The organism is bacterium (assembly GCA_035527515.1).
GTDB lineage: Bacteria > B130-G9 > B130-G9 > B130-G9 > B130-G9 > B130-G9.
In genome coordinates this window covers 1-20,876 of record DATLAJ010000099.1, presented here as the reverse complement: position 1 = coordinate 20,876, position 20,876 = coordinate 1, and the positions used below count along the sequence as shown (strand labels likewise).

The 20,876-nt window shown below is 55.8% G+C and carries 20 protein-coding genes; 7 read left to right on the top strand and 13 right to left on the bottom strand.

The annotated features are described in order from the left end of the window. The first annotated feature begins 2 nt into the window (after nucleotides 1–2). From VM163_07465 to hisC, 6 genes are all read left to right on the top strand, one after another. Nucleotides 3–773, top strand: a complete 771-nt coding sequence (locus VM163_07465) for a hypothetical protein (GenBank protein ID HUT03711.1) — start codon at nucleotides 3–5, stop codon at nucleotides 771–773. After that, a complete protein-coding gene (locus VM163_07460) occupies nucleotides 770–1,189 on the top strand; it encodes a hypothetical protein (protein ID HUT03710.1) in 420 nt (139 codons plus the stop codon). Before VM163_07465 ends, VM163_07460 begins: the two co-directional genes overlap by 4 nt. A 165-nt stretch (nucleotides 1,190–1,354) precedes the next feature. Further along, nucleotides 1,355–1,897 (top strand): hypothetical protein, encoded by a 543-nt coding sequence (locus tag VM163_07455; protein ID HUT03709.1) that lies wholly within the window; start codon nucleotides 1,355–1,357, stop codon nucleotides 1,895–1,897. Nucleotides 1,898–2,053: 156 nt separating this feature from the next. Further along, entirely contained in the window at nucleotides 2,054–2,305 is a 252-nt protein-coding gene (locus VM163_07450) for a hypothetical protein (GenBank protein HUT03708.1), read from the top strand. A 197-nt stretch (nucleotides 2,306–2,502) separates the two neighbouring features. After that, complete coding sequence (locus VM163_07445; GenBank protein HUT03707.1) at nucleotides 2,503–3,060, top strand: acetate uptake transporter; 558 nt, start codon at nucleotides 2,503–2,505, stop codon at nucleotides 3,058–3,060. A gap of 90 nt (nucleotides 3,061–3,150) precedes the next feature. Beyond that, complete coding sequence (gene hisC, locus VM163_07440) at nucleotides 3,151–4,263, top strand: histidinol-phosphate transaminase (protein ID HUT03706.1); 1,113 nt, start codon at nucleotides 3,151–3,153, stop codon at nucleotides 4,261–4,263. Between the two features lie 264 nt (nucleotides 4,264–4,527). Here hisC and VM163_07435 read toward each other — a convergent pair whose 3' ends face one another. The 10 genes from VM163_07435 to VM163_07390 form a co-directional block, all read right to left on the bottom strand. Further along, nucleotides 4,528–5,538: a DUF4062 domain-containing protein gene (locus VM163_07435; protein HUT03705.1), complete on the bottom strand. Its 1,011-nt coding sequence runs from the start codon at nucleotides 5,536–5,538 to the stop codon at nucleotides 4,528–4,530. 52 nt (nucleotides 5,539–5,590) lie between these two features. Further along, entirely contained in the window at nucleotides 5,591–7,015 is a 1,425-nt protein-coding gene (locus VM163_07430) for a glutamate synthase-related protein (GenBank protein HUT03704.1), read from the bottom strand. Nucleotides 7,016–7,040: 25 nt separating this feature from the next. Beyond that, nucleotides 7,041–7,565 (bottom strand): ferritin family protein, encoded by a 525-nt coding sequence (locus VM163_07425; GenBank protein HUT03703.1) that lies wholly within the window; start codon nucleotides 7,563–7,565, stop codon nucleotides 7,041–7,043. Nucleotides 7,566–7,682: 117 nt separating this feature from the next. Then, nucleotides 7,683–8,258, bottom strand: coding sequence for a flavodoxin family protein (locus tag VM163_07420; GenBank protein HUT03702.1), 576 nt, complete (start codon nucleotides 8,256–8,258; stop codon nucleotides 7,683–7,685). Nucleotides 8,259–8,760: 502 nt separating this feature from the next. Beyond that, on the bottom strand, nucleotides 8,761–9,063 hold the full coding sequence (locus VM163_07415) for a DUF4276 family protein (GenBank protein HUT03701.1): 303 nt from the start codon (nucleotides 9,061–9,063) through the stop codon (nucleotides 8,761–8,763). Then, entirely contained in the window at nucleotides 9,063–9,395 is a 333-nt protein-coding gene (locus tag VM163_07410) for a hypothetical protein (GenBank protein HUT03700.1), read from the bottom strand. Before VM163_07410 ends, VM163_07415 begins: the two co-directional genes overlap by 1 nt. Next, nucleotides 9,389–10,630 (bottom strand): AAA family ATPase, encoded by a 1,242-nt coding sequence (locus tag VM163_07405; protein HUT03699.1) that lies wholly within the window; start codon nucleotides 10,628–10,630, stop codon nucleotides 9,389–9,391. The genes VM163_07410 and VM163_07405 overlap by 7 nt, the downstream gene beginning before the upstream one ends. A gap of 138 nt (nucleotides 10,631–10,768) precedes the next feature. Further along, complete coding sequence (locus VM163_07400; GenBank protein HUT03698.1) at nucleotides 10,769–12,004, bottom strand: hypothetical protein; 1,236 nt, start codon at nucleotides 12,002–12,004, stop codon at nucleotides 10,769–10,771. 111 nt (nucleotides 12,005–12,115) lie between these two features. Continuing rightward, on the bottom strand, nucleotides 12,116–13,912 hold the full coding sequence (locus VM163_07395) for a serine/threonine-protein kinase (GenBank protein HUT03697.1): 1,797 nt from the start codon (nucleotides 13,910–13,912) through the stop codon (nucleotides 12,116–12,118). Between the two features lie 57 nt (nucleotides 13,913–13,969). Continuing rightward, on the bottom strand, nucleotides 13,970–14,152 hold the full coding sequence (locus VM163_07390; protein ID HUT03696.1) for a hypothetical protein: 183 nt from the start codon (nucleotides 14,150–14,152) through the stop codon (nucleotides 13,970–13,972). 377 nt (nucleotides 14,153–14,529) lie between these two features. Between VM163_07390 and VM163_07385 the strand changes: the two genes are divergently transcribed. Beyond that, nucleotides 14,530–15,339: a DNA adenine methylase gene (locus VM163_07385; GenBank protein HUT03695.1), complete on the top strand. Its 810-nt coding sequence runs from the start codon at nucleotides 14,530–14,532 to the stop codon at nucleotides 15,337–15,339. A 20-nt stretch (nucleotides 15,340–15,359) separates the two neighbouring features. On the opposite strand, the gene VM163_07380 is transcribed toward VM163_07385, so the two are convergent. From VM163_07380 to VM163_07370, 3 genes are all read right to left on the bottom strand, one after another. Continuing rightward, complete coding sequence (locus VM163_07380; GenBank protein HUT03694.1) at nucleotides 15,360–19,007, bottom strand: CHAT domain-containing protein; 3,648 nt, start codon at nucleotides 19,005–19,007, stop codon at nucleotides 15,360–15,362. Between the two features lie 155 nt (nucleotides 19,008–19,162). Beyond that, complete coding sequence (locus tag VM163_07375) at nucleotides 19,163–20,470, bottom strand: radical SAM protein (GenBank protein ID HUT03693.1); 1,308 nt, start codon at nucleotides 20,468–20,470, stop codon at nucleotides 19,163–19,165. A gap of 99 nt (nucleotides 20,471–20,569) precedes the next feature. Beyond that, complete coding sequence (locus VM163_07370) at nucleotides 20,570–20,725, bottom strand: hypothetical protein (GenBank protein HUT03692.1); 156 nt, start codon at nucleotides 20,723–20,725, stop codon at nucleotides 20,570–20,572. Nucleotides 20,726–20,876 lie beyond the last annotated feature (151 nt).

The window sequence follows — 20,876 nt, the reverse complement described above, 5'->3', positions numbered from 1 at the left end:
GGATGGCGCGCCTCGGCTGGGTTGCCCTGATTGGCATGGCAAGTGCGTTGGCGCTGGCGTGCTCTCACACCAAAACTGAAGCGCGTCCTCCGACGCTTCTCACGGACCACGGGGCCGAAGAGAGAACCACAGAGTTGAGGAAGCGCCTTGAGATTGCCTCTAATGACGTGGACGCCCGGATGGAATTGGGCAGAATCTACCTCTCCGAAGACGATGTGGAATCGGCAGTCGGTGAGTTCAGGAAGGTGTTGGCCATCGACTCCAAACACATTAGGGCTCGCCTCCTATTGTCTCTGGCGTATCAGAGGCGCTCAGCACCTGACTTGAGGTCGGCTTCTCTGATACTGTGGGAAGCCTCCCAGATTGAGCCCGACAACGCCGCCGTGCATCTGAGCCTTGGGCAGATCTACAGGCAGCACTACAAGGACACAGCCATCCGTGAATTCAGCAAAGCAATTGAGCTGAGTAAGGACCCCGCGATCCTCGTGTCCGCTCATCTTGGACTCATGGGCATTTACCAATATCGAGGCGAATCGGAGAAAGCCAAGACGGAATACGAGGCGGCTTACAGCATATATCCTGGCGTGGAAGAGATGATCATGAAGGCTGAAATAGAAAGTACAACGCCGGCGCCTCAATATGTGGTGGAAGGCGAATCGCGCCCTTCTGTTGAGGAGAGGATCGAGAGACTGCAGAAGAGACTGAAGGAAATGGCGCAAGAAGGAGATAGCAGGAACGATGGCGAGAGTAGTAGAACTAAGAAGGAGCGATGAGCAAGGAACGGCGAACAGCCTGCTTCATACTCTTGGCGTTTCTGCTTGGTTTAGGCTGCGCTCACATTCCCAAGTCAGATAACCCCGCTCAGATAGAGCGGACAATCTCGACGTCCTTCGAGAGAACCTGGCACGCTGTGACGGAAGTCGTAACCGTATTCAAGGGCGCCTACGTCACAATGAACCATGATTCTGGCCTGATTGTGTTCAGTCTTACGCCTGACAGAATAAAGAAACTCACGGCACATAAGACGGAAGAAAAAGTATTCGTACAGGTGCACATTGTCCTGCCGGCCGAACACAGCCAGGGTAGGACGTTCGTTTACGTGTTCGCCAGGACCAGAAGTGGTTACTACGCGGGGGCAATCGACAGCGTGTTTTTCGATGAATTGGACCGACGTCTCTCCGGGAAATAGAGCTTGCCTCAACGAATCTCCATTCTGATCCTGCCCTACCTCCTTCTCTGTGTGCTGTCGAGTTGCGGCCCCCCCAAGGTCAACGCACCGTTAGATCAGCTGCTCTTTGCCCCCGAGTATTCTCGCTTTGCCCCTGAATACTATCGTCGCCATTGGGAGGTCCGGATGCGATTGGACAATCTATATGAATGTGATTTCCGCGACCTTGTGGTTCCCCAATCCCGGCAAATAAGGCAGGGACAAGTGAGGAGTTACCCCTACGTCAAGTTTGATGACGTCTGGAGCTCTTGTATTCTCGTGCTGATGCAGCAAGGGATCATCGTCAGAGCATTCAAGGACGTTGGGATCATCGTCGTGATCTCTGCTCAGCCAGCATGCGTTCTCGTGCAATCTAGTGAGGGTGGGAAGGTGGCTGTTCACGTCAAGATGATAGAAGAGCTGGTCGCAATCCGCGATGAATACGGCATGCACGTAACCGATCCCACCGGGTTGGCGGGTTTTACAGACGCACCGTCCGCGACTCGTAGCGGTTTTCGGAATGACAACAGGCTGGTGAGCCTGCTCAGCGCCAGGGAGCGGGCAAAGATGCTAGAGGAACAGAGAATGATGCAGGAAATGATGCTAGAGGAGCGGAGAATGGCGAATCACTTCTTTGATAGGCTATCAGTGCAGCTTTACGCCGGGCGGAAATGGGACTACTTGCAGTAGTGGCGGAGCCACGACGCTCTCCCTCACCGGCCAGTTCCGCCCCTTCCGTCCCATCGGCCCCATCTCCTTTGATCAGTTCACGGTGGCGGGCGCCAAGGACGGAGGAGCTGGCACTCCCCCGAAGAAGAAGGCCGAAAAGACCAACGAGGAGGTGTGATGATGAGAAAAGAAACCTTTCTGCTTTTATTGGCGATTTGTGTTCTGGTCGTCTGTAGCGCGACTTGGGTCTTAGCGGTTGACTACTACGTCGATCCGGTGGCTGGCAGCGACTGCAACTCCGGGCTAACGCCGGACGAGGCGTTTAGGACGATTACATACACGCTGGAAGTTATCAGGGCAGAGAATGCTACCCCGGCGACTCATATTCCGATCGCTAAAACCGTTTTCTATGAGGATAACAGGCAATAGCACTCAGGATCAAGGTATGGTGCGCGCTGATGGGCTAAGTGCTTCTTGCGGAGGGTGACGAGGACGTTTTCGCTGAGCTTTCGTTCATCATGTATCGGATAGTGGGCGGCGACTTGTGCTTGACGAAGAATCGGCTTGCGTGCTATCTTGGGCATCTTAATTTTTGTTGATGCGACGCGCATAAACTAGGAGGGAACATGGCTGAGAAGCTTGCGAACCCAGCACCATTGGGATTGATGGGATTTGGGATGACGACGGTTCTCTTGAACATCCACAACGCGGGGTTCTATCCGATGGACACGATGATCCTCGCGATGGGGATTTTCTACGGGGGGCTTGCGCAGATATTTGCTGGCCTTCTGGAGTTCAAGAAGGGCAACACGTTTGGCTTGACTGCATTCTGCTCATACGGCCTTTTCTGGATGAGCCTGGTGTTTCTGCTTGTTGCGCCCAATATGGGCATCTGGAAGGCTGGCCCGACGGACGGCGCGATGGTGGCTTATCTCTTCATGTGGGGTCTGTTCACCTTCTGCATGTTTATAGCGACCAAGAAGGCGCCGTTTGCGCTGAGGTTCGTGTTCTGTTCGCTGTTCATTCTGTTCTGGCTTCTGGCTGCTGGTGATGCGATGGGGGCTGCTTGGTTGAAGAAGCTCGCGGGCTGGGAGGGGATAATCTGCGGCGGCTCCGCTGTTTATCTGGCGATGGCGCAAGTCATCAACGAACACTATGGCAAGACGGTTATCCCGATAGGCTGAGCTCGGCACAGCTTGCCTAGCTCATCTTGCGGGGGAAAGTTGTTTTTCAAATCAGTTGATTTCGGAACGCACTAGGACGAGGTTGTAGCGATGTCAGATTCGGAGGTTGACTTTAGCACACGGTTGGTTAGACCCAATATACTGACTGTCCGTCCATATAAGCCCGGCAAGCCGATCGAGGAGGTTCAGCGCGAACTCGGCCTCACTGACGTGGTGAAGCTCGCGTCAAATGAAAACCCTCTCGGCGCCTCGAAGAAAGCGGTCGAGGCCATACGGCAAGCCGCAGATAGCGTTTACCTCTACCCCGACGGAGGCAGCTTTCGCCTAAAAGAATCGCTTGCAGAACGTTTTGGCGTCCCGATGGGAAACGTTCTGACTGGGAGCGGTTCGACCGAGCTGATCGAGCTTATCGGCACTGTGCTTCTTGCCGAGGGGGATGAGGTCATCTTTGCGGAGCCTTCGTTCATCATGTATCGGATCGTGGCGGCGGCGTGCAGCGCGAAGATTGTTGCGGTTCCGCTGAAGGACTACGCGGTGGACCTCGATGCGATGGCGGACGCGATCACCGACAGGACCAAGGTGGTCTATATCGCTAATCCCAACAACCCGACGGGCGTGCTCGTTGGACAGACCGAGATCGACAGGTTCATGAGCCGCGTTACAGACAACACGGTTGTGGTCATGGACGAGGCCTACTTCGAGTACAACGTTGATGGGACGTTTCCGGACACGATGAAGTTCATGCGGGCTGGGCGCAATATCGCCATTCTGAGAACGTGCAGCAAGATATACGGCCTGGCAGGACTGCGCATAGGCTACGGCGCTGCGCCTTCCTGGCTCGTCGATGCCATCGATCGCATAAGGCGGCCGTTTCATGTCAATCGGCTTGCGCAGGTTGCGGCTCTTGCGGCATTCTCAGACGAGGAACACGTTAGGATGAGCCGGGAGACGAATGAGGTGGGGAAGAAATACCTCTACAGCGCGTTTGCCGAGATGGGCCTCGAGTACGTCCCAACGAGCGCAAACTTCATCCTCGTCGATGTCGGGCAGGACTGTGTCAGGCTCTACGATGAGCTGTTGAGGCGGGGTGTGATTGTCCGCCCGATGGCTGCCTGGGGCTACACGACCAAGTTCAGGGTTACGATAGGGACTCAGGAGCAGAACGAGAGGTTCATCGCAGCGCTGAAACAGCTGCTGAAATAGTGCTGCGACCGGGAGCGAGAGGGAGCGAGTAGGAAAGGCACGGAGGCCGCAAGCCTCATTATCGCCAGTCTATGCTCTCCCGGCAATGCGGTCTCCGCCTCGTTCCAGCTTTGGATCGCAGAGCATATATGAGGCGGGCAGGAGCGATTCGGCGGTTGTTCGACCCCTTCAGGGCCGAGGACTTGTGAGGGCTGCCGGTCACCCCGCGTTTCACACGGGGCTACCCATATTATCCCCTTTCAGGGGATTGGGCGGACCTATACATCAGTCCTTACATTGGTGATCCCCAGGCTCGTCATATAATATACTTTGCCAATCCGGCAACCGAGCGGGCTTGCGGTCCATGATCCCGAAGTGCCAGCTCAACCGTCTGGGAACCCCCATACACTCCTTGAGCCAGCCCATAAGACCCCCGTTTACATCAGCATTCCTTACCCGCTCCTTTGTTGATATCTCGATCAAGCGCCTTACGTTGCGTATGCTGATTGTGAAATTCTCTTTCCTGTTGTCGTCGTCAGCATATCCTTTGTGGGCATTATAGACTTCCTCGTCTATGGGGCCCAGTAGACGATTCTCATCAGCAAGAGAATAATCTGGTTCATGTCGCCACTCCAAACGATTGGCCGCAAGGGCAAGTATTGGAGGTAGTTCATCCAGGCCCGTGATTCCTAAGAGTATCCTCCGTCCTTTAGAAAGCAGTTCAGGAGACAGATCGCGCTGAGCATAATACTGGACTGCCATTCTGATAACGAAAAACGTATCAACTATCTCATTTGAGAAGTCCCAGGTATCCTTCATTTCCCTAAGCCGGCCGGATGCCCTCTGAAGCAAATCAGTCTCGTCCTTGAAGTATTGACACCATTTGCCGTCTTCATAGCCGCCAACTTCGTCAATGATGCGCTGCATCCCCGGCTGCCGCTGAGCAGATGTATCCTTGACGCAGTATATGTTTCTCTTCTTTGCTTCAAAGGCAGTTCGGAACTCCTCCTCTGTTGGTGAAAGGCCCGATTTGGTGCCCAGAAATCCGTCGCTGATGCCAAACAAGAATAGACAGATGTCAGCCTCGTCAACCCCTCTCAAACATGCGTGCTGAGGCTTTTCGTCCTCCTCTGCGAAGGCTGGGTCTTCGCAGTGCAGCGGTGCCATCTTTAAGTTGCAGCGAATTAGATCAGCAAGAGCGATGCGCTCTGACCTAAACTCACCGACAACTCCAGAAATGAATACCTTCAGTTGGCGCTTACCAAACTGAGGCAATGGATGAGTTTCTTCAGACATTGATCTTGATGCATTTCATGCCTAATGAGCTGACTGTCAAATGCGCAGGTAATCACACATGCTCGATGTCGGTGTGGTTTGATATCTCTGAATTCGTCGTGCAGATGTCGAGCATCGAGAGCTTATGTACGTCGTCGTTGCCGGTGAGCCTGGCGAAAGTCTTTAGCTCGTCAGTTGACACCCTGAGGAAGTTTGAGAGGCGCCTGGCGGATTCGTCGATGTCGAGGCGCTGCGTTAAGTTTGGGTCGTGGGTCGTTATGCCAACGGGACACTTGCCCGTCCCGCAGATTCTGTGCTGCTGACATCCGCACGCCATCAGCGCGGCCGTTCCGATAGCTACGGCGTCAGCGCCTAAGGCAATGGCCTTAGCGAAGTCCGACGAGATACGCAGGCCGCCCGTTATCAGAAGCGAGACGTCCCTCGCGCCTTTCTCATTCAGGAATTTTCTCGCGCGGAACAGCGCGAATATACAGGGGATCGACGTCGAATCCTTCACGAACTTCGGGGCAGAACCCGTCGCGCCTGCCCGACCATCGAGCGTGATGAAGTCCGGCTCCGCGTAGAGCGCAACGTCGAGGTCCGCCTCGATATTTCCGGCGGCGAGCTTGATGCCGATCGGTTTTCCGCCCGATTTGTCTCTCAGCGTGTTGACCTTCTTCCTGAGGTCATCCCTGTTCCTTATGTCATGGAACCGCGAGGGGCTGAGGATATCCGCGCCTCGCGGACGGCTCCTTAGCGCTGCGATTTCATCAGTAACCTTCGCGGCCGGCAGATGGCCACCCATGCCGGGCTTGGCGGATTGGCCTATCTTGATCTCGATGGCGTCCACCCTTCTCAGGTTCTCTTCCGTGAAGCTGTACTCATTTGGCACGTATTCGAAGATGAACTTGTGGGCGTTTTCTATCGACTCAGGCAAGATGCCGCCCTCGCCAGAACACATCGCCGTCTTGACCGAGGCGCTCCCCTTGGCTAGCGCGGTTATGACCCGCTTGGACAGCGCGCCAAAGGACATGTGGGTGACGTAGATCGGCGTCTCGATTACGAGTGGTTTCTTCGCCCTGGGGCCGATTATCGTCTTGGCGTTGACGAGGTCATCATCGTTCAGAGGTATCCTTGCGAGCTGGGCGCCCTTTATGAGGATGTCGTCCCACGACACAACCGGCTTCCTGGACCTCATCGGCTCGTGTATGGACTCGCCGCTCCTCGCGATCTCGTGGATATCCGACATGTGGCTCTCCAGCTGATCGGAGTGCCTGCGCCACTCAGAGAGGTAGTCATCAGGACTCACGCTAGACCGTTGCGGCTCGTCCGACGCCGCAGGCTCTTCCTGCGGAGACCCTTGCCCCTGTAGCCTGAAATACGGCCTGGGGGATTCGCAGATCGGGCAAGACCAATCGTCTGGCAGATCACCCCACTTCTTACCTTCCTTCTCCTCGTCGAAGATGTGTCCGCAGACGCTGCATTCATATATCGCCATCTCGCAATGCCCTCACATGGATTCTCTAAAAGAACGAAACGTCCTCAGGCTCGTAATACTCCTTCGAATGCTTGCAGCAGGGGCACTTCGGCGGAGGCTCTGTGCCGTTATATACGAAGCCGCAGACGCTGCACTTCCAGTTGACCGGCTCATCCCGCTTGTAGAGTGTCCCGCTCTCGAGCATAGCAAGGAGCGCTTTGTATCTATCCCGGTGGTGCTTCTCGATCTTCGCTATCTGCCGGAAGAGATTGGCCGCCGCCATGTCACCCTCTTCCTCCGCCTCTTTTGCGAAGGTTGGATACATGTCAGTCGTCTCGTAATGCTCGCCATCAATCGCCTCGTTCAGATTCGCCACCGTGTCACCGATGCCATTCAGAAGTTTGAACTCGTCTTTGGCGTGCTGCTTCTCATTCTCGGCTGATTCCTCAAAGGCCTTGGCGACGTAATGTAGCCCCGCCTTTCTCGCAACACTCGCGAAGTAGGTGTACTTATTCCGCGCCTGCGACTCGCCGGCAAATGCGGCCTTTAGGTTCTCTTCTGTCTTTCCCATCTGGTTCTCCTCGTTATGGTTGATTTCAAATTCTGGCTTAAGGGTATCTGACTTCTACATAAGAACAGTTATCATATTAGGAATGGTTCCTATCTCTTCACGTGAATGCGAGAACCATCAGGCGCCGATCTTCTTCAGCAGCCAGGCCATGTTCTGACCGAGCGTCCTCATCGTCTTCACGCCCTCCTCGTCTTGATGAACGTCACCAATGTTGCGGCCAACGCCGAAGTTCCAGTAGATCGAACCCGGCACGATCATCTGACTAATCAAGAAAAAGTGGTTAAGCGTATCGAACGTGTGCAACTGTCCGCCTCTTCGGACCGCCACGACCGCAGCGCCAACTTTGCGCTTGAGTAAGCTGCCATTCCCCCTTGTGACGAATCCGACTCGGTCGATGAGCGCCTTCATCTCCGCCGTAACGTCTGTGAAATAGACCGGCGAGGCGAGAATGATCCCGTCTGCCTCCATCATCATCTCGATGTATTGATTGACCTCATCCCCCTCGATAACGCAGCGATTGTCCTTGTTCGTATAGCACTGATAGCAAGCCGTGCAGCCTCGCAGCATCTTGCCCCCGACCTGCACCGTCTCAGTTTCGATGCCCTCTTTTTTCAGCTCCTCAAACACGTAGTTGACGAGAAGAGATGTGTTCCCATTCTTTCTCGGACTTCCGTTGAATGCCACAACCTTCATGCTATTCCTCCCTGTTGAGTTCAATTGCAGAAAGAGCATCAACTCCGATGTAATACTAGCCGCCAATCTCGATCAAAGCAACCCTGTCCAGGCAACAAACAATCGGCGGGTCGCCACGTATTCTATGAGCCCTACGTGATGAGCAGCAGGCTGCTGAGCGGCAGGGCCACGATGCGGGGATCGGGGATTTCGACGCCGTCCAGCATGGTAACGAGTATGCCGAATGGGGCGTTATAGACCGTTTTCTCTAAGAAGGCTCTCAGCCCGAGCGTGTCGCGGTGGGGGTCAATTCTTCTTTGATATTTGACCTCAATCGGGATTCGGCGCGTGTTCGACCCTTCAGGGAATTGACTTGCACGCCAACCAGGGGCAGTATTTTATCGGAACTAGCGCGATTGTGAAGAGTGCCATAAGGCATAACAAGGACGTAAGACAACGATGAGAGGTGACCCGTGCGTAGGCAATTAACCGCAATAGGCCGACGGACACGCGGCTCTCGCGTTCATTCGGTTGAGATGCCAACCTGTTTTTCGAGAACCTGGAACAGCTGCTCACAGTGAGGCGCCGCGTCGCGCACTTCGGCCGCATCAAGCAGTTCGAGTATCTTGGGCCCGTGACGTGTCTTGTGATATTCCCCTGCCTTCGTGTTCTTTGTTGCCTTACTCAAAGAGCTGTTGAGCTCATCCTTGTTGATTTCCTCTACTTTGGGATTTCTGGGAAGCGCTGTTTTGCGAAAGCCTTGCCCGTAGAAACGGCTTAGGGCGTCCTTGTCCGCGACGAACCAGGCCTCCATCGTCTGCACCATCAGTGGCAGTTCGGCTCATATTGAGCACTGAGCTCCCACTTGTCATATTCCCTGTCATGAAGATACTTCCAAGACGGGGTATTAGGTTGGACAGGGCCTTCTGAATCGACCAGCAGAACATTGAATGCGTCAGGGTGTTGCTGTCTTGCATGTCCGAAAGCTCGGTATGTCTGGCTCCTGTTGCCAGATGCCACGACAGACCATCTGATCTCTCGTAATCGTGCGTTCTGCCGGATGTCATTCAGGAATTGGCTGAAGCCACGCTTCAGATTCCGTCGGTCATTGCGCCGGTCGCCGCCACCCTCAACATAAACCCTGACCTCCTTTACCATCGACTGCCACCGATTTCACCCATCGCCCAGAGATCGCCCAGCGAATACTCCTTCAGCCACTCCTTGAGCTTATCAAGCGACAGACGCCGCATTTTTGTCCCACCAGCATCCTGCTCGCAAACGAGGATAGACTCCGGCGTTTCGGAGAGAGCGGAAACAAGAATCTCCGAGTGCGTCGTTACGATCAGCTGCGTGCGCTTGGACGCCTCAACGAGCAGGTCCGCAATCTCGCCAATTATGTCCGGATGGAGATCTAGTTCGGGCTCTTCGATACAGATTAACGGCGGCGGCTCGGGGTGGCAAAGGATAACAAGGAGGCAAAGATAGCGAAGCGTGCCGTCGGACAGCTGAGTAGCTGGAATCATCCTCCCGTCCCATTCTTGGATGTAAACGCTTGCTGTGCCAAAGTCCATCTTGGTGGTGACTTCATTCATGTGATCAGCGAACTTACCCAGATGTTTGTGGATATCCTCTCTCAGACCCTTCTTGAATCTGAAACTGTCAATCATTCTGGCTAGATTGCTCGCGTCCTCAAGAAGGAAGTCTCCGGGCAAATCCGTCCTCTGGGGCATTCTAGCCGGGCTCTGCGGACCCAGCCTCCACTCGCTGAAGATGCGTATTTCCTTCAGCTCCTCGGCCAGATACGTGATCTCAGGATATGCGTCGGGGTCTCTGCGTTGGCATAGGATTGATTGCCGTCCGCTGAAATCGCTGGGACTCAGAACCTTCTCTCCTCTCCCAGCTGCGGAACCCAAAGGTGACTTGTCGTCGGTCCTGATCCTGATGTGTGCCTCATCAACGCTTCTCCAATAGAAAGAGTGCCCGTGGTCGCGGTCGTTGGCCGCCTCCGCTTCTGCCACCGATTCATCCCACCATTCGGGGTCGGTAAGAAGGGGCTCGAATCTCAGGGCGTAACGTAAATCACTGTCGCCGCGCGGATAACTTACGCTTGCCTGCACACGAATTCCGTCCCGAGCCTTGTCGCCCTTCCAGACCAGATTCTCAAGGCCGCCCATCTGCCGGAGTGTGCCCAGAAGATCACGCGGTGCGGCCTTCAGCAAGGAGATCGCCGCAATGAAATTGGACTTGCCTGATGCGTTAGGCCCGATGAGGACGTTCAGGGGCTGGAGCTCTATTTCCTCGCTGTCGGGGCCAAAGGAGAGGAGGTTCCGGAGGCGAATCGACCGAATGAATACGTTGTTACGCTCCTCGATGCTTCTCGATGTTTTGGTCATTCTCTTCCAAACCCTAACCAATCGTCTGTTATTTCAACAGGCCATACATCATGAAGCTCTCCTGAGTTCAACCTTAACTCATCGGAGCGTTTCGTCAATAGTAACGGCAGGCTAAAAGCGCCAGTGGCAAGCTTGGAGCTACCTACTCAATAGCCGCTGGGTGGCAGCGCTGGCGGTGTGCTCGAGCTCGGATGCGCTCTCGCAGCTCGCGGTGATTATGTTCACGGGGCGGAGAGAGCCGACGTCAATTAACTTCAGCACGATAATGTATTCGGCGTCACGTTTCTCAACTGTCCCGACCACCAGCTCCGAGGCGCCGAGCTTGCGCCCCAGCTCTTGCCACAAGGCCGGCGTATCGCAGTTTGCGGGCAGTTCAGCACCCAGTTTTGAGACCATATCGTCTTGACTCATAACTCCGCGCTGCGAGCTCGCGAGGGTGTTGCGCACAACCCTGGCCAATGATTCGCCGAGAGACCGCCGAACGCCGATCGGGCGCAGCTCGATGACAGCGACGCGGCTCGAGGCCATTCTTCTCGTGTATTGTGCATTGCGCTCGTCAATCAGCCCTCGCCAGTAGCTCTCGTCCTTGTCCGCCAGCGCGTCATGGATTTGCTTGGCAAAGGTCTCAATCTGGGGTTGCAAGAACTCCTGAAGAGGCCGCAACCTCAGGTAGGCCGGCTCTGTCAGGGCGGGGATGCTGCCGACTATCGCCCGCTTGGTTCTGCCAGTGATGTTCCGCTTCGCAACGACTTTTCCCTTTATGTCGCGGCACTCGAGAGCCACATCCACCATGTAGCGGCAATCTACGTAGCTGATCAAACCGCCCAATGGCACGAGGCCAGGGACAAGGCCCAGTCCAAAAAGGGAGTAGTTGGCACGAGCGGTGACCTTGTGTATGACGCCGGAAACCTCGAAGAGTGGCGACATTTCGGGAGACAGCTCGGCGTCGAGCTTGGGAAAGCGGAAGATGCTCTTCGCATCCAAATGCCTCTCGAGCACGGTCTTGAACTGGTCGCTCAGCAATGGGCTCTCGTCAGAAGGCTCGTAGGGCGCATAAGCGCCTCGTTCCGCTGGCTCCTTGAGGAACTGTGGGAATTCGAAGGTTACGTATGGCACAAGCCAGAGATCGAGATAAGGGCTGCCCCTGACGGACCCAGACCGCTCATCAACGAAATCATACACAACGGCGACCGGGGTCTCCGGTGCGTTGGTCAGGCGCATCTGGGTTATAGGCGTGGGGTAGTAGATGTTCCTGACGATTTCGCAGTTGCAGCCTACGGAAGCGAGCAACAAGCCGAGCAGCAGCAAGAAAACCACAGCTCTGCTGTAGCTAAACGATGCGCCATGGCCGGCTGTTTCATTTGTGGTGGCCATCTTCACTCCACGACTAGTTTTTTCGAGCGGCGCCTGCCAAAGGTGCTTCGGTGAGAAACTTGTTCGTTGCCCCAGATCAAATCTCAACTCCGTCCCGCCGGAAAGTCGAGGTCATGGCTTTCGCATTGTCTCGACTGTGGCCACACTTCCTGAAGCTGACACAGGCTCGTCTTCCGGCGTTGGCTTGGGTCTGGCACGCTCGGCACTGTATCGCTCCCTCGAGAGATTGGCGCGCTTTATGGCGTGAGGGTTATCCTTGTCTATCGAGAGCACCTTCCGGTAGTAGAACAGCGCCTTGCCGAAGTCGCCAGAGTCAAAAAAACGATCGGCCGGGCTTGTGTATGTTTTGACTAGGTCTGTTACGATGGCGAGTGCATCCTTGTTTCCGGGGTCTTTCTCGAGAACATCCTGCACAAAATGGTAGGCGCTCTCGGCCTCCGGTGTGGTAAACGCCTTCTTGTCAAACGCTTCCCTCGCCCTCTTAAGTAAAGCAATGATGCTCTGTCGCTTGTCAACTTCGGACTTCAGGCCAGGCGCCTCGAGGTTCTCTGGGGCCATCTGGAGAACCTGGTCCAAAAAAACGCCCGCCTCAACGAATTGGCCGTTCTTAATGCGGAGCTTTGCCTGCTCTAGAAATGAAGTGATGGTTCTGTGCTTCTGAACAAGCCGCAGGAGCTCGCCGCCAACGGCTGCGTCACCTTTTTGGTCAAGCCCAGTCAGAATCTCTTTCTCTGCTGCGTCCAGCTTGCGCTCGGCGATCAGCTTTCTCGCGTTGGCGAAATGCAGACCTGGATTGGGTTTCGGAGGTTCAGGCTTCTTGGGCACTGTCTCAACCTTCTTGCCCTGTTCGACATTTTCCGAGAGATACTCGGTCAGCGCCTCACGAGGCCTGGTAATATCTGTGGGGATCAAGCCGATGAGTTTAGCTATTCCCCAGATGGCACCCAACAGCAGGAGTCCAACGAGAAGAAAGCCAACTATCCGTCTCTTCAGAAGTCTGTTCGTAAGGGGCGCCGCAAACGAGCCGCGAGCCTCCAGCGGGGCGGACCTGGTCTGTATCTTTCCCTCCAAAGCGTAGGACATGATGATGAAATTCTCCCAGCGCTGCCAGGGCTTGAAGCTCAGCGCCTTCCTGACAATGTAGTTCCCGATGCCGGGTGCGGACTCGCCAGTTTGCACTAGTTCCCTCTCGGCCAGGGTTTGCTTCTCGGGCGTTTTAGCCACCTTTCTGGCGTACGCTGACAGGTCAGGGAACTTGCCAGTCCGCATCTCATGGAGCAGTATCCCTGCTGCGTAGATGTCGCAAGTAATCTGGTAGGCAGGTTTGCCGACTCGCTGTTCAGCAGGCAAATACTCGACAAGGCTCGCCCTGTCGAGCCCTGTAACTTTCTTCCCGCCAGGCGAATGCAATAACGAATCTTTGAGGCGCCTCGAGATACCCATATCACAGAGCACCAGATCACCGCTTTTTCCAATCATGACGTTCCGCCGGGTCAGATCGTAATGGCCAACGCCGTGCGAATGCGCTAGCTGCATCGCGGTGCACAGCTGGAGCATGTAATCTTTGGCAAGTTCAAAGGGAAGTGGGCCGCGCTTTGTCAGAACATCCTCGAGCGTCAGGCCGTCAAAGTAGTCGCTCACAATGGCAAGGTGGTCGCCCGAGACAATAAAGTCCCTGTATCTCGCGATTGACGGATGTTTTATGGCGGCGATTCCCTCGAAGCTGTTGCGCAATTCTCGGATGAGGTCACGGTCGGACGCGAATACTGGCCTCAAGAGCTTGACCGCTACTTTCTCTTCCAATTGGAGGTCTGTGGCTAGATAAACCGTCCCAGTGGCGCCGCCGGCCTCGTGTCCGAGACGCTTTTCCAGGCGATACCTATTCTGAACTATTGTTTTGCTTTCCATCTTCACCAGGCTCCGCCCCAAAAGGTTGTCTGAAACAAGGCTCCTAGTCGGCCAGATTTAGACCTTCCGAGCCTTCTGACATTCGGCTTCAGGCACATCCTCGGCGGGCTTTTCAGGCTCCTCTTCTCGATAGACCTCAACGACCGCCCGGACCGTTACGTCGGCCTGCTTAAGAGCGGCTTTTATCTGGGCAGCCGAGGCATCGTTGGTTTTCACAACAAAATTGACTTTCGCGGGCAACTTGCTCCCCTAAAATACGCCCCTGACGCTCGCTGCAACTGCCGTCTGAACGCCACGAAGCGCGCAACTGATCTATCCTTCCAACCAGACGTTTCTGCGGAGCTAATCTAAGCCCGCGCCTCAACCTTTGTCAAGAGACGGAGGTATTCGACAGCGCCATCACGCCGGGCGGGCTAATTCGTTCTCGGGGATGCCTTGCCCGGCAGGAGCATTTGTGGTTGACTAGCTCATGTCATAATCCGAATGCGTTGCTGCTCTCTTTGGTAGATTTAGCTCAGCTGATATGAGGCGAAATGATGTCCTCTAGACTTCCTTCACAGCAACGGCTCTCAGCGGAACTGGACGGCAGACGCATCCTAAGACGCGCGAGGCCTTTCATGAAGTGGGCTGGAGGGAAACAGCAGCTACTCGCGCAGTTTGAGCGGTATCTCCCGACCAACTTCAAGCGATATTTTGAACTGTTCCTCGGCGGAGGCGCAGTCTTCTTTCACCTCTGGGACACGGGACGCCTGCCCAAAGAGGTCTTTCTCTTCGACAACAGCGAGGAGCTGATAAATGCCTACAGGGTTGTCAGGGACAATCTGGAAGAGCTCATAACACTTCTGGCGGCGCACAAGGAGAGGCACAATCGGGAGCACTATTACGCCATCCGAGACCTCGACAGGCAAAACGTTGAATTGAGCAATGTGCAAAGGGCGGCACGCACCATCTACCTGAACAAGACCTGCTACAACGGCCTCTACAGGGTGAACGCAAAGGGCCAGTTCAACGTCCCGATGGGCAGTTACAAGAACCCCAAGATACTGCACGAGGACGTGCTTAGAGCTGCAAGTTCAGCCCTTCAGGGCACCACCATCGAGGCCAGAGATTTCCGGTCAGTCGTTGACCTTTGCCGCCCAGGGGACTTCGTGTATCTGGACCCGCCATATCATCCGCTGAGTTCGACCGCGAGCTTCAGGAGCTACACGGCGGCCAGCTTTGGCGATGATGACCAGCGCGACCTCGCCAACATGTTTAGGCATTTGACTGAAAAGGGCTGCCTCTGCATGTTGAGCAACTCCTATACGCCGTTCATCAGGGAACTTTACAGCGACTTCCGCATAGAGACCGTCAATGCAATCCGCGCCATAAACTGCGATGGGGAGGGCAGGGCAGGCGTGCAGGAAGCGGTCGTCCTGAGCTACTAATCGAGGGAAAGAGCTGCGGTCTATGGCAATTCATTGATCCAGTCCTGGCCGCCGTGCTTGCTGTCGAGGTCCGCGATGAAGTCGTCGATCATCAGGCCGATCTTCTCGAAAAGCCCGGCGAGTTGGGTCCCTTGGTCGGGAAGAAACTGCCGGTGCGTGTATGCCCCTGCAATGCACTTCATGCCCGCTTCAATGTGCTTCATTCGGAGGCTCAGTAAGCCAAGATTGTGCATCGTATGGCACCAGTAATGAGGGTAACTGTCCGGCCGGTACACCTCGAGTGCCGCACAATAGAACACCACCGCCTTTGCTGAGTTTGCCTCTCGCTCCTCAACTGCCCCATCCGCGAGCCTCGAATGAGCCCCTCCCAGGTTATTCTGGGTGGCCGCCCAATACTCGGGGTAGCGGTCCTTCTGATAGACTTCAAGGGCGGCCTGATAGCAGGCGATCGCCTCCCTCAAATTCGATCCGCTCTCCTCCGGAGTGGAAGCGGGAAGATTCCTATAGGCAATCCCGAGGTTATTCTGGGCACCGGCCCATTCTTCTGGATAGCGATCTTTCTGATAGACCTCAAGCGCTGCGCGATAGCATTTAATCGCTTTTCTAAGGTTCTTGGCTCGCCCCTGCGGACTCGAAGCCGGAAGTACCCGATAGGCTTCCCCCAAGTTGTTCTGCGTCATCGCCCAACCTTCCGGATAGTCTTGCTTCTGAAAGACCTTAAGCGCTGCCCGAAGGCACCTCACCGCTTCATTCATGTTTGCCGCCAGCTCCTGACGACCCGAAGTGGGTAATGCGCAATAGGCGCCAGCGAGATTATTCTTCGTCATCGCCCATTCTTTTGGATAGTGATCCTTTTTTCTGACTTCAAGCGCTGCAAGGCAGCATCTAATCGCTTGTCTAAGGTTCTTGGCTCGCTCCTGCGAACTCGAAGACGGAAGAACTAGATAGGTTTCCCCCAAGTTGTTCTGCACAGCCGCCCAATGCTCGGGATAGCGATCCCTCTGATAGACCTTGAGCGCCGCGCGAAAGCATTTCAGGGCTTCTTCCAGGTTCGCCGCTCGCTCTTCGACCGTAGCACTCGGAAGGTCTGAGTGAGCGGCCCCGAGATTGCTCTGCGTCCGCGCCCAATCCTCCGGATAGCGGTCCCTATCCATGAAGCTTAGAACGCTAGAGAGAAGGTCAATTCTTCGGTTAAGGTTATTTATCCTGTCCTCAGTCGAGGCTGGGAGGTCATTCAAGCAACACGTCAGGTTGCCCGCGACGAGGGCGCTCCTGTAGTCGGAGACCTTTTCGCCAGAGCTCTCGTATAGGCTCTCCCAGATGTGATAGGCAGGCTCGATCTTGCGCTCTTTCATCCAGTTGATGGCGAGCATGAAGAGGCTACTTCTGGCGACCTCCTCCATCTCTGCGTGGCCTTTCAGCGCGTCCAGCAGAATACTCGTGGTCTGGTCTCTGAGTTCATCGCGGAGCTTCATCTGGCCGTCAAGCCGTGTCAGCATCTCCCGTCTGGTCAGCTCAAAGGGCATGTATGCAATTGCGCCCTGTGGGCCCCGGTTAGTCCACATTTCGCGCCCGAGCGATCCCAAGACCTTCGTCAGCTGGTTCGCGCTAAACCCGCTGATCCCCTCCACTAGTTTACGGGGCGCAACAGGCTCCAACATACAAATCGTCCCAAACGCGCGCGTCTGTGGTTCGGTCAACGTGCCGAAGAACTTGCCGAAGATATACTCATAGAGCTTGGGAACGTCACCCTCTAGATTCTCCATGTGCTTGACTACGTCTTCGAGGCTCTCCGGCTCGCTTTCCGCGTATCTAACAAAGGTCCTAAGAACCATGCCATTCCCCGCCACAGCCTTGACCACCCTCCAGAACAGAGGTGATCCCGTGGTGAGGCCTGAAATGCTCTCTTGAGCCAGAAGCCGGGCCATATCCTGTTCCGGAAGCGAGGGGATGTTGATTCTCTTCCACCTAATACCGCCCGGAGCCTCCGTCGCAGTTGCGAGCACAGAAACATGGGGCGGGAGAGCGCTGATGAACCGAGCCAGTAGGTCGCTTTCACGTAGCGACTCGAGATTGTCGAGGAGGAGGAGCCGAGGACTTCTATCACGTTCGAAGAAATTGATCAGAGCATCCTTCTGCTTCTCTGGATCGCCCGTTGTGCATTTGGCGCCGAATATGCCGCGAGCCAGCCAGCCGAAAAGCGACTCCTCGGGCTTATCACTAATTATTTGAAGTCCACCAGTCAGATCAGCGGCGTGCTCGCCCTCGTGCTTAGACCTCGCGCTTGCCCAGGTGACTTCTTTGAAACGACCAATGCATGAAAAGCGTCGGGCCGCCTCAACGGCGGCAGTTGTCTTTCCGACGCCGCGCTGCCCTAGAAGAAGGGTCTTGTGGCCTTGTTGGATTAGCGCTGCAATTTTTACGAGCTCCTTCCTTCTACCCACGAAATTCTGCTCCCTGTTCGGGACGTTGACCAGTCTTGCGGGTTTCCTGATGTATCTGACTGCGGGCTCGCAGCTCTTGAATCCACTGGAGTACAGACTGCCCAGGCTGTCCTCATGGCAATAGACGCCGGGTATGCCCCATTCATAACCGCGACCCCGGTGTTCAGCCTGATGCGACGCTTTCATGCTTGTCCTCGCGTGTTTCGTGGCCTCCAAAGGTGTGCATCCCCTCGCAAGTGCCCCATAGAACGCCTTGCTGAACTCATCCGCAGCCGAGACCGATATGCTCGCTCGCATGGCAACTACTCCCAGCAGGCCAGCCTTCAGCGCGGCATCGCATGAGCTGATGTGACACGAAGGAGCGACTACGCCGATTTGTGCGGAGGGCGCCTGGGCGGAAAGACAAGCCTCGAACACGGCGATACGGATCCCTCCGTTGGTCAAATAGGCCTGAATCTCGTCATTGGGGAGAGTATCCAGACACCAGTTCTCCTTCTCCAGGGCAAGCCCGCGTTCAGAACCATGACCATCGAAGTGGAATACCGCCGGATTCCCGTCCAGCCCCTCAAGCAGACTCAACCGAGTCGCGAATGGGACCAGCCTCAGCTCCAGTTTCAGTTTCTGCCCCTCCAAGTATTGAATTCTGCCATGAACGTCCAGCGGATCAAGCGACGCAGCGGCTTCCTCTTCCGTCTGCTCTGGTTTCAGCATCAGCGGGGCAGCGCAGGCGAACAAGACGCTTAGTTTTCTATCGCCGGTTGGTGGTTTCGCCTCGGGCTCACCCGGCACTATTCGGACAATGCCGTGCGTTCCAGCGATCGGCAGATTCCCCTTCTGTAAGTATTCCCAGGGAATGTCCTTGGCCAGGCCAAACAGCTTCAAACAGAGTGGCCCAGGCTTGCTGTCCTCAAACGAGCATTTCGCCTTCGCCAGTAATGCGTAGAGATTCTGACCGAACGTCTCGTGGTGTTCGGAGCAGAAATCAGCCGCCTCTTTGATCAGTCTCTCTCGCTCAAAAGAGGATGGCACCGGTTGGCCTTCTGACAGCTCCTCAAGGTTGAACGGTGGCCGGACGTGACCCGCGATCTCGAATGCCTCGATAAATGCCTTGTTCTTCGGCTCCTTCAAGAAGGCATCGACATCTATATGGCCAGTCTTTTTGCCGTCGAGCTCGACCAGGCCGTCCTTGTCAATCTCTATAACTGTCCAGGGAGTATCAGTCATAGCCGCGCCTCATATTCCGAATCATCAAAACCGTTTTCTAGAGGATAGCAGGCAATGGCATTCAGGATCAAGGTATGGTGTGCGGCCAGTTTGGAGTGCGGTGCCCGCGCACCACAATTTTTCGGGGAGAGAGAGCAAGCGGGGGGTAGTGCGCCCTAAGTGCTCGGCGGTGCGTAGCGCTTCGGCTTTTTGCCATGCTTCGGGGGCTGAAAGAGGCCGGCCTCTTTCAACTTGGGATCAATGCGCTTGTGCAGATTGTGTTCGTGGTGCTTGAACATGCAATCGAACTCCGAGGGCACGTGCACACTGCCGCTGGCCTCCCAGTTCAGGGCCGGGCAGCCTCCGGCGCACATCCAGGCTAGGTCGCACGACTCGCACTTCGGCCGCCTCGGGTGCCAGATTGACATCACGTTCGCACGTTCATCGACGTCAGTTATGCCGTCCCAGACGTTCCCAAGATAAGAGACCGGCTGGCTCCGACAGACCGAAAGCATCTTTGAGCAGGGATGAATGTCCCCGTTGTAGGAGACGCAGACCGAGTCCCGGCCCGCCTGGCAGCCCCAAAGCGGCGTGAGGTTCGGCCTGCCGTCCAGCGGCTCCTCAAACTCCGTTATCCGGATATGCCCTCCCCTGCGCCTCGTCTCGATATAGAAATCCGCGACCTGCTCCCATTGCCTCGTGTATTCGTCAACGAGCTCCTGCGGCCACTCGGCACCGTCCGCCGCCCCGATAATGAATTGATTGACGCCGATAGAATGAAGGTGCCTCACGTTCGCGGCGAGCTTGCCAAGCGTGTCTGGCTGAACCGTCACACGAGAGCCCATCCACGGCTGGTATCGCTTGAACTCCGCCAGGCGAGGCGAGACCAGGTCATAAGTGCCTTTGCCATTTTTGAGGTGTCGATACCTGTCGTGCGTCTCGCGGTCACCGTCGAGGCTCAGAAGGAACTTGATGCCGTGCTCGGCCATGAACTCGAGCTTCTCCTGCGTTGCGGGAATGCCATTCGTCGTCATGTCCAGGCTCAGGTTCTTGCCGTGCTCCTTGGCGAGCTGTTCGGCCTTCAAAGCAACCGCCTTGATCGCCTCGAAGTTCAGAAGCGGTTCGCCGCCGAAGAAGAGTATCCGCATCTCGCCGTCGTCGCCGCAGACCGAAAACAGCCAATCGACCGCCTGAAGCGCCGTATCGACCGACATAACGTTGTGCTCGTGCTTCTCTTTAACGAAGCAGTAGTCGCAGCGGTTGGTGCAGTCCTCTGTGAGGAAGAGCTCGACCTTCGTGATTGGCGGCATCACTTTCTCCGCGATAATCCCCCGCGTCCGGGCAACCACGCGGCTCGCATCGCCGACGTCGAGGCCCTCCGCCTTAATCAATCGCCCCTCGACCACGTGTGGCCATTGCGGGCCCTCAGAGCCCAGCCAATCCGCAACGCTTGCCGCCACCCTCTCAACATCAACTCGTGTCATGTTCCCTCCGTATCAGCCATTGGTAATCCCCAACGCCATCCTGCAAACCAGGTCCAGTAGGGGCGGTTCAGGCCGCCCCTACAACAAGAGCATTCCCGTTCAAGGGTGCAATTGGTTCCATTCTGCGTGGGTCGTGAGGCTGCGCAGGACGCAGAATCGGGGGCGCTCCACGACTGAGTCGCAAAAACCCGGCACGGACACCAGCGCGAGGCCAAGCGCGACCGAGAAAAAAGAGAGGATTCTTCTTGTCCTCATATCAGCTCCCTCTAGGGGTTGTAGGTGCCTGTGCAGGAAAACCTTCCCGTGCAGTTGAATCCCGTGTAGCACTTGAACGCGCCGGTGCACCTGTAAGTATTTCCGATGCACGCGAACTGCGCCGCCCCGCCGCACTCGTAGGTCGAGCAAG

Coding starts and splice junctions, on each gene's coding strand:
- VM163_07465 (HUT03711.1), top strand. CDS start 3: ATGGCGCGCCTCGGCTGGGTTGCCCTGATTGGCATGGCAAGTGCGTTG.
- VM163_07460 (HUT03710.1), top strand. CDS start 770: ATGAGCAAGGAACGGCGAACAGCCTGCTTCATACTCTTGGCGTTTCTG.
- VM163_07455 (HUT03709.1), top strand. CDS start 1,355: ATGCGATTGGACAATCTATATGAATGTGATTTCCGCGACCTTGTGGTT.
- VM163_07450 (HUT03708.1), top strand. CDS start 2,054: ATGATGAGAAAAGAAACCTTTCTGCTTTTATTGGCGATTTGTGTTCTG.
- VM163_07445 (HUT03707.1), top strand. CDS start 2,503: ATGGCTGAGAAGCTTGCGAACCCAGCACCATTGGGATTGATGGGATTT.
- hisC (HUT03706.1), top strand. CDS start 3,151: ATGTCAGATTCGGAGGTTGACTTTAGCACACGGTTGGTTAGACCCAAT.
- VM163_07435 (HUT03705.1), bottom strand. CDS start 5,538: ATGTCTGAAGAAACTCATCCATTGCCTCAGTTTGGTAAGCGCCAACTG.
- VM163_07430 (HUT03704.1), bottom strand. CDS start 7,015: ATGGCGATATATGAATGCAGCGTCTGCGGACACATCTTCGACGAGGAG.
- VM163_07425 (HUT03703.1), bottom strand. CDS start 7,565: ATGGGAAAGACAGAAGAGAACCTAAAGGCCGCATTTGCCGGCGAGTCG.
- VM163_07420 (HUT03702.1), bottom strand. CDS start 8,258: ATGAAGGTTGTGGCATTCAACGGAAGTCCGAGAAAGAATGGGAACACA.
- VM163_07415 (HUT03701.1), bottom strand. CDS start 9,063: ATGGTGCAGACGATGGAGGCCTGGTTCGTCGCGGACAAGGACGCCCTA.
- VM163_07410 (HUT03700.1), bottom strand. CDS start 9,395: ATGGTAAAGGAGGTCAGGGTTTATGTTGAGGGTGGCGGCGACCGGCGC.
- VM163_07405 (HUT03699.1), bottom strand. CDS start 10,630: ATGACCAAAACATCGAGAAGCATCGAGGAGCGTAACAACGTATTCATT.
- VM163_07400 (HUT03698.1), bottom strand. CDS start 12,004: ATGGCCACCACAAATGAAACAGCCGGCCATGGCGCATCGTTTAGCTAC.
- VM163_07395 (HUT03697.1), bottom strand. CDS start 13,912: ATGGAAAGCAAAACAATAGTTCAGAATAGGTATCGCCTGGAAAAGCGT.
- VM163_07385 (HUT03695.1), top strand. CDS start 14,530: ATGAAGTGGGCTGGAGGGAAACAGCAGCTACTCGCGCAGTTTGAGCGG.
- VM163_07380 (HUT03694.1), bottom strand. CDS start 19,007: ATGACTGATACTCCCTGGACAGTTATAGAGATTGACAAGGACGGCCTG.
- VM163_07375 (HUT03693.1), bottom strand. CDS start 20,470: ATGACACGAGTTGATGTTGAGAGGGTGGCGGCAAGCGTTGCGGATTGG.
- VM163_07370 (HUT03692.1), bottom strand. CDS start 20,725: ATGAGGACAAGAAGAATCCTCTCTTTTTTCTCGGTCGCGCTTGGCCTC.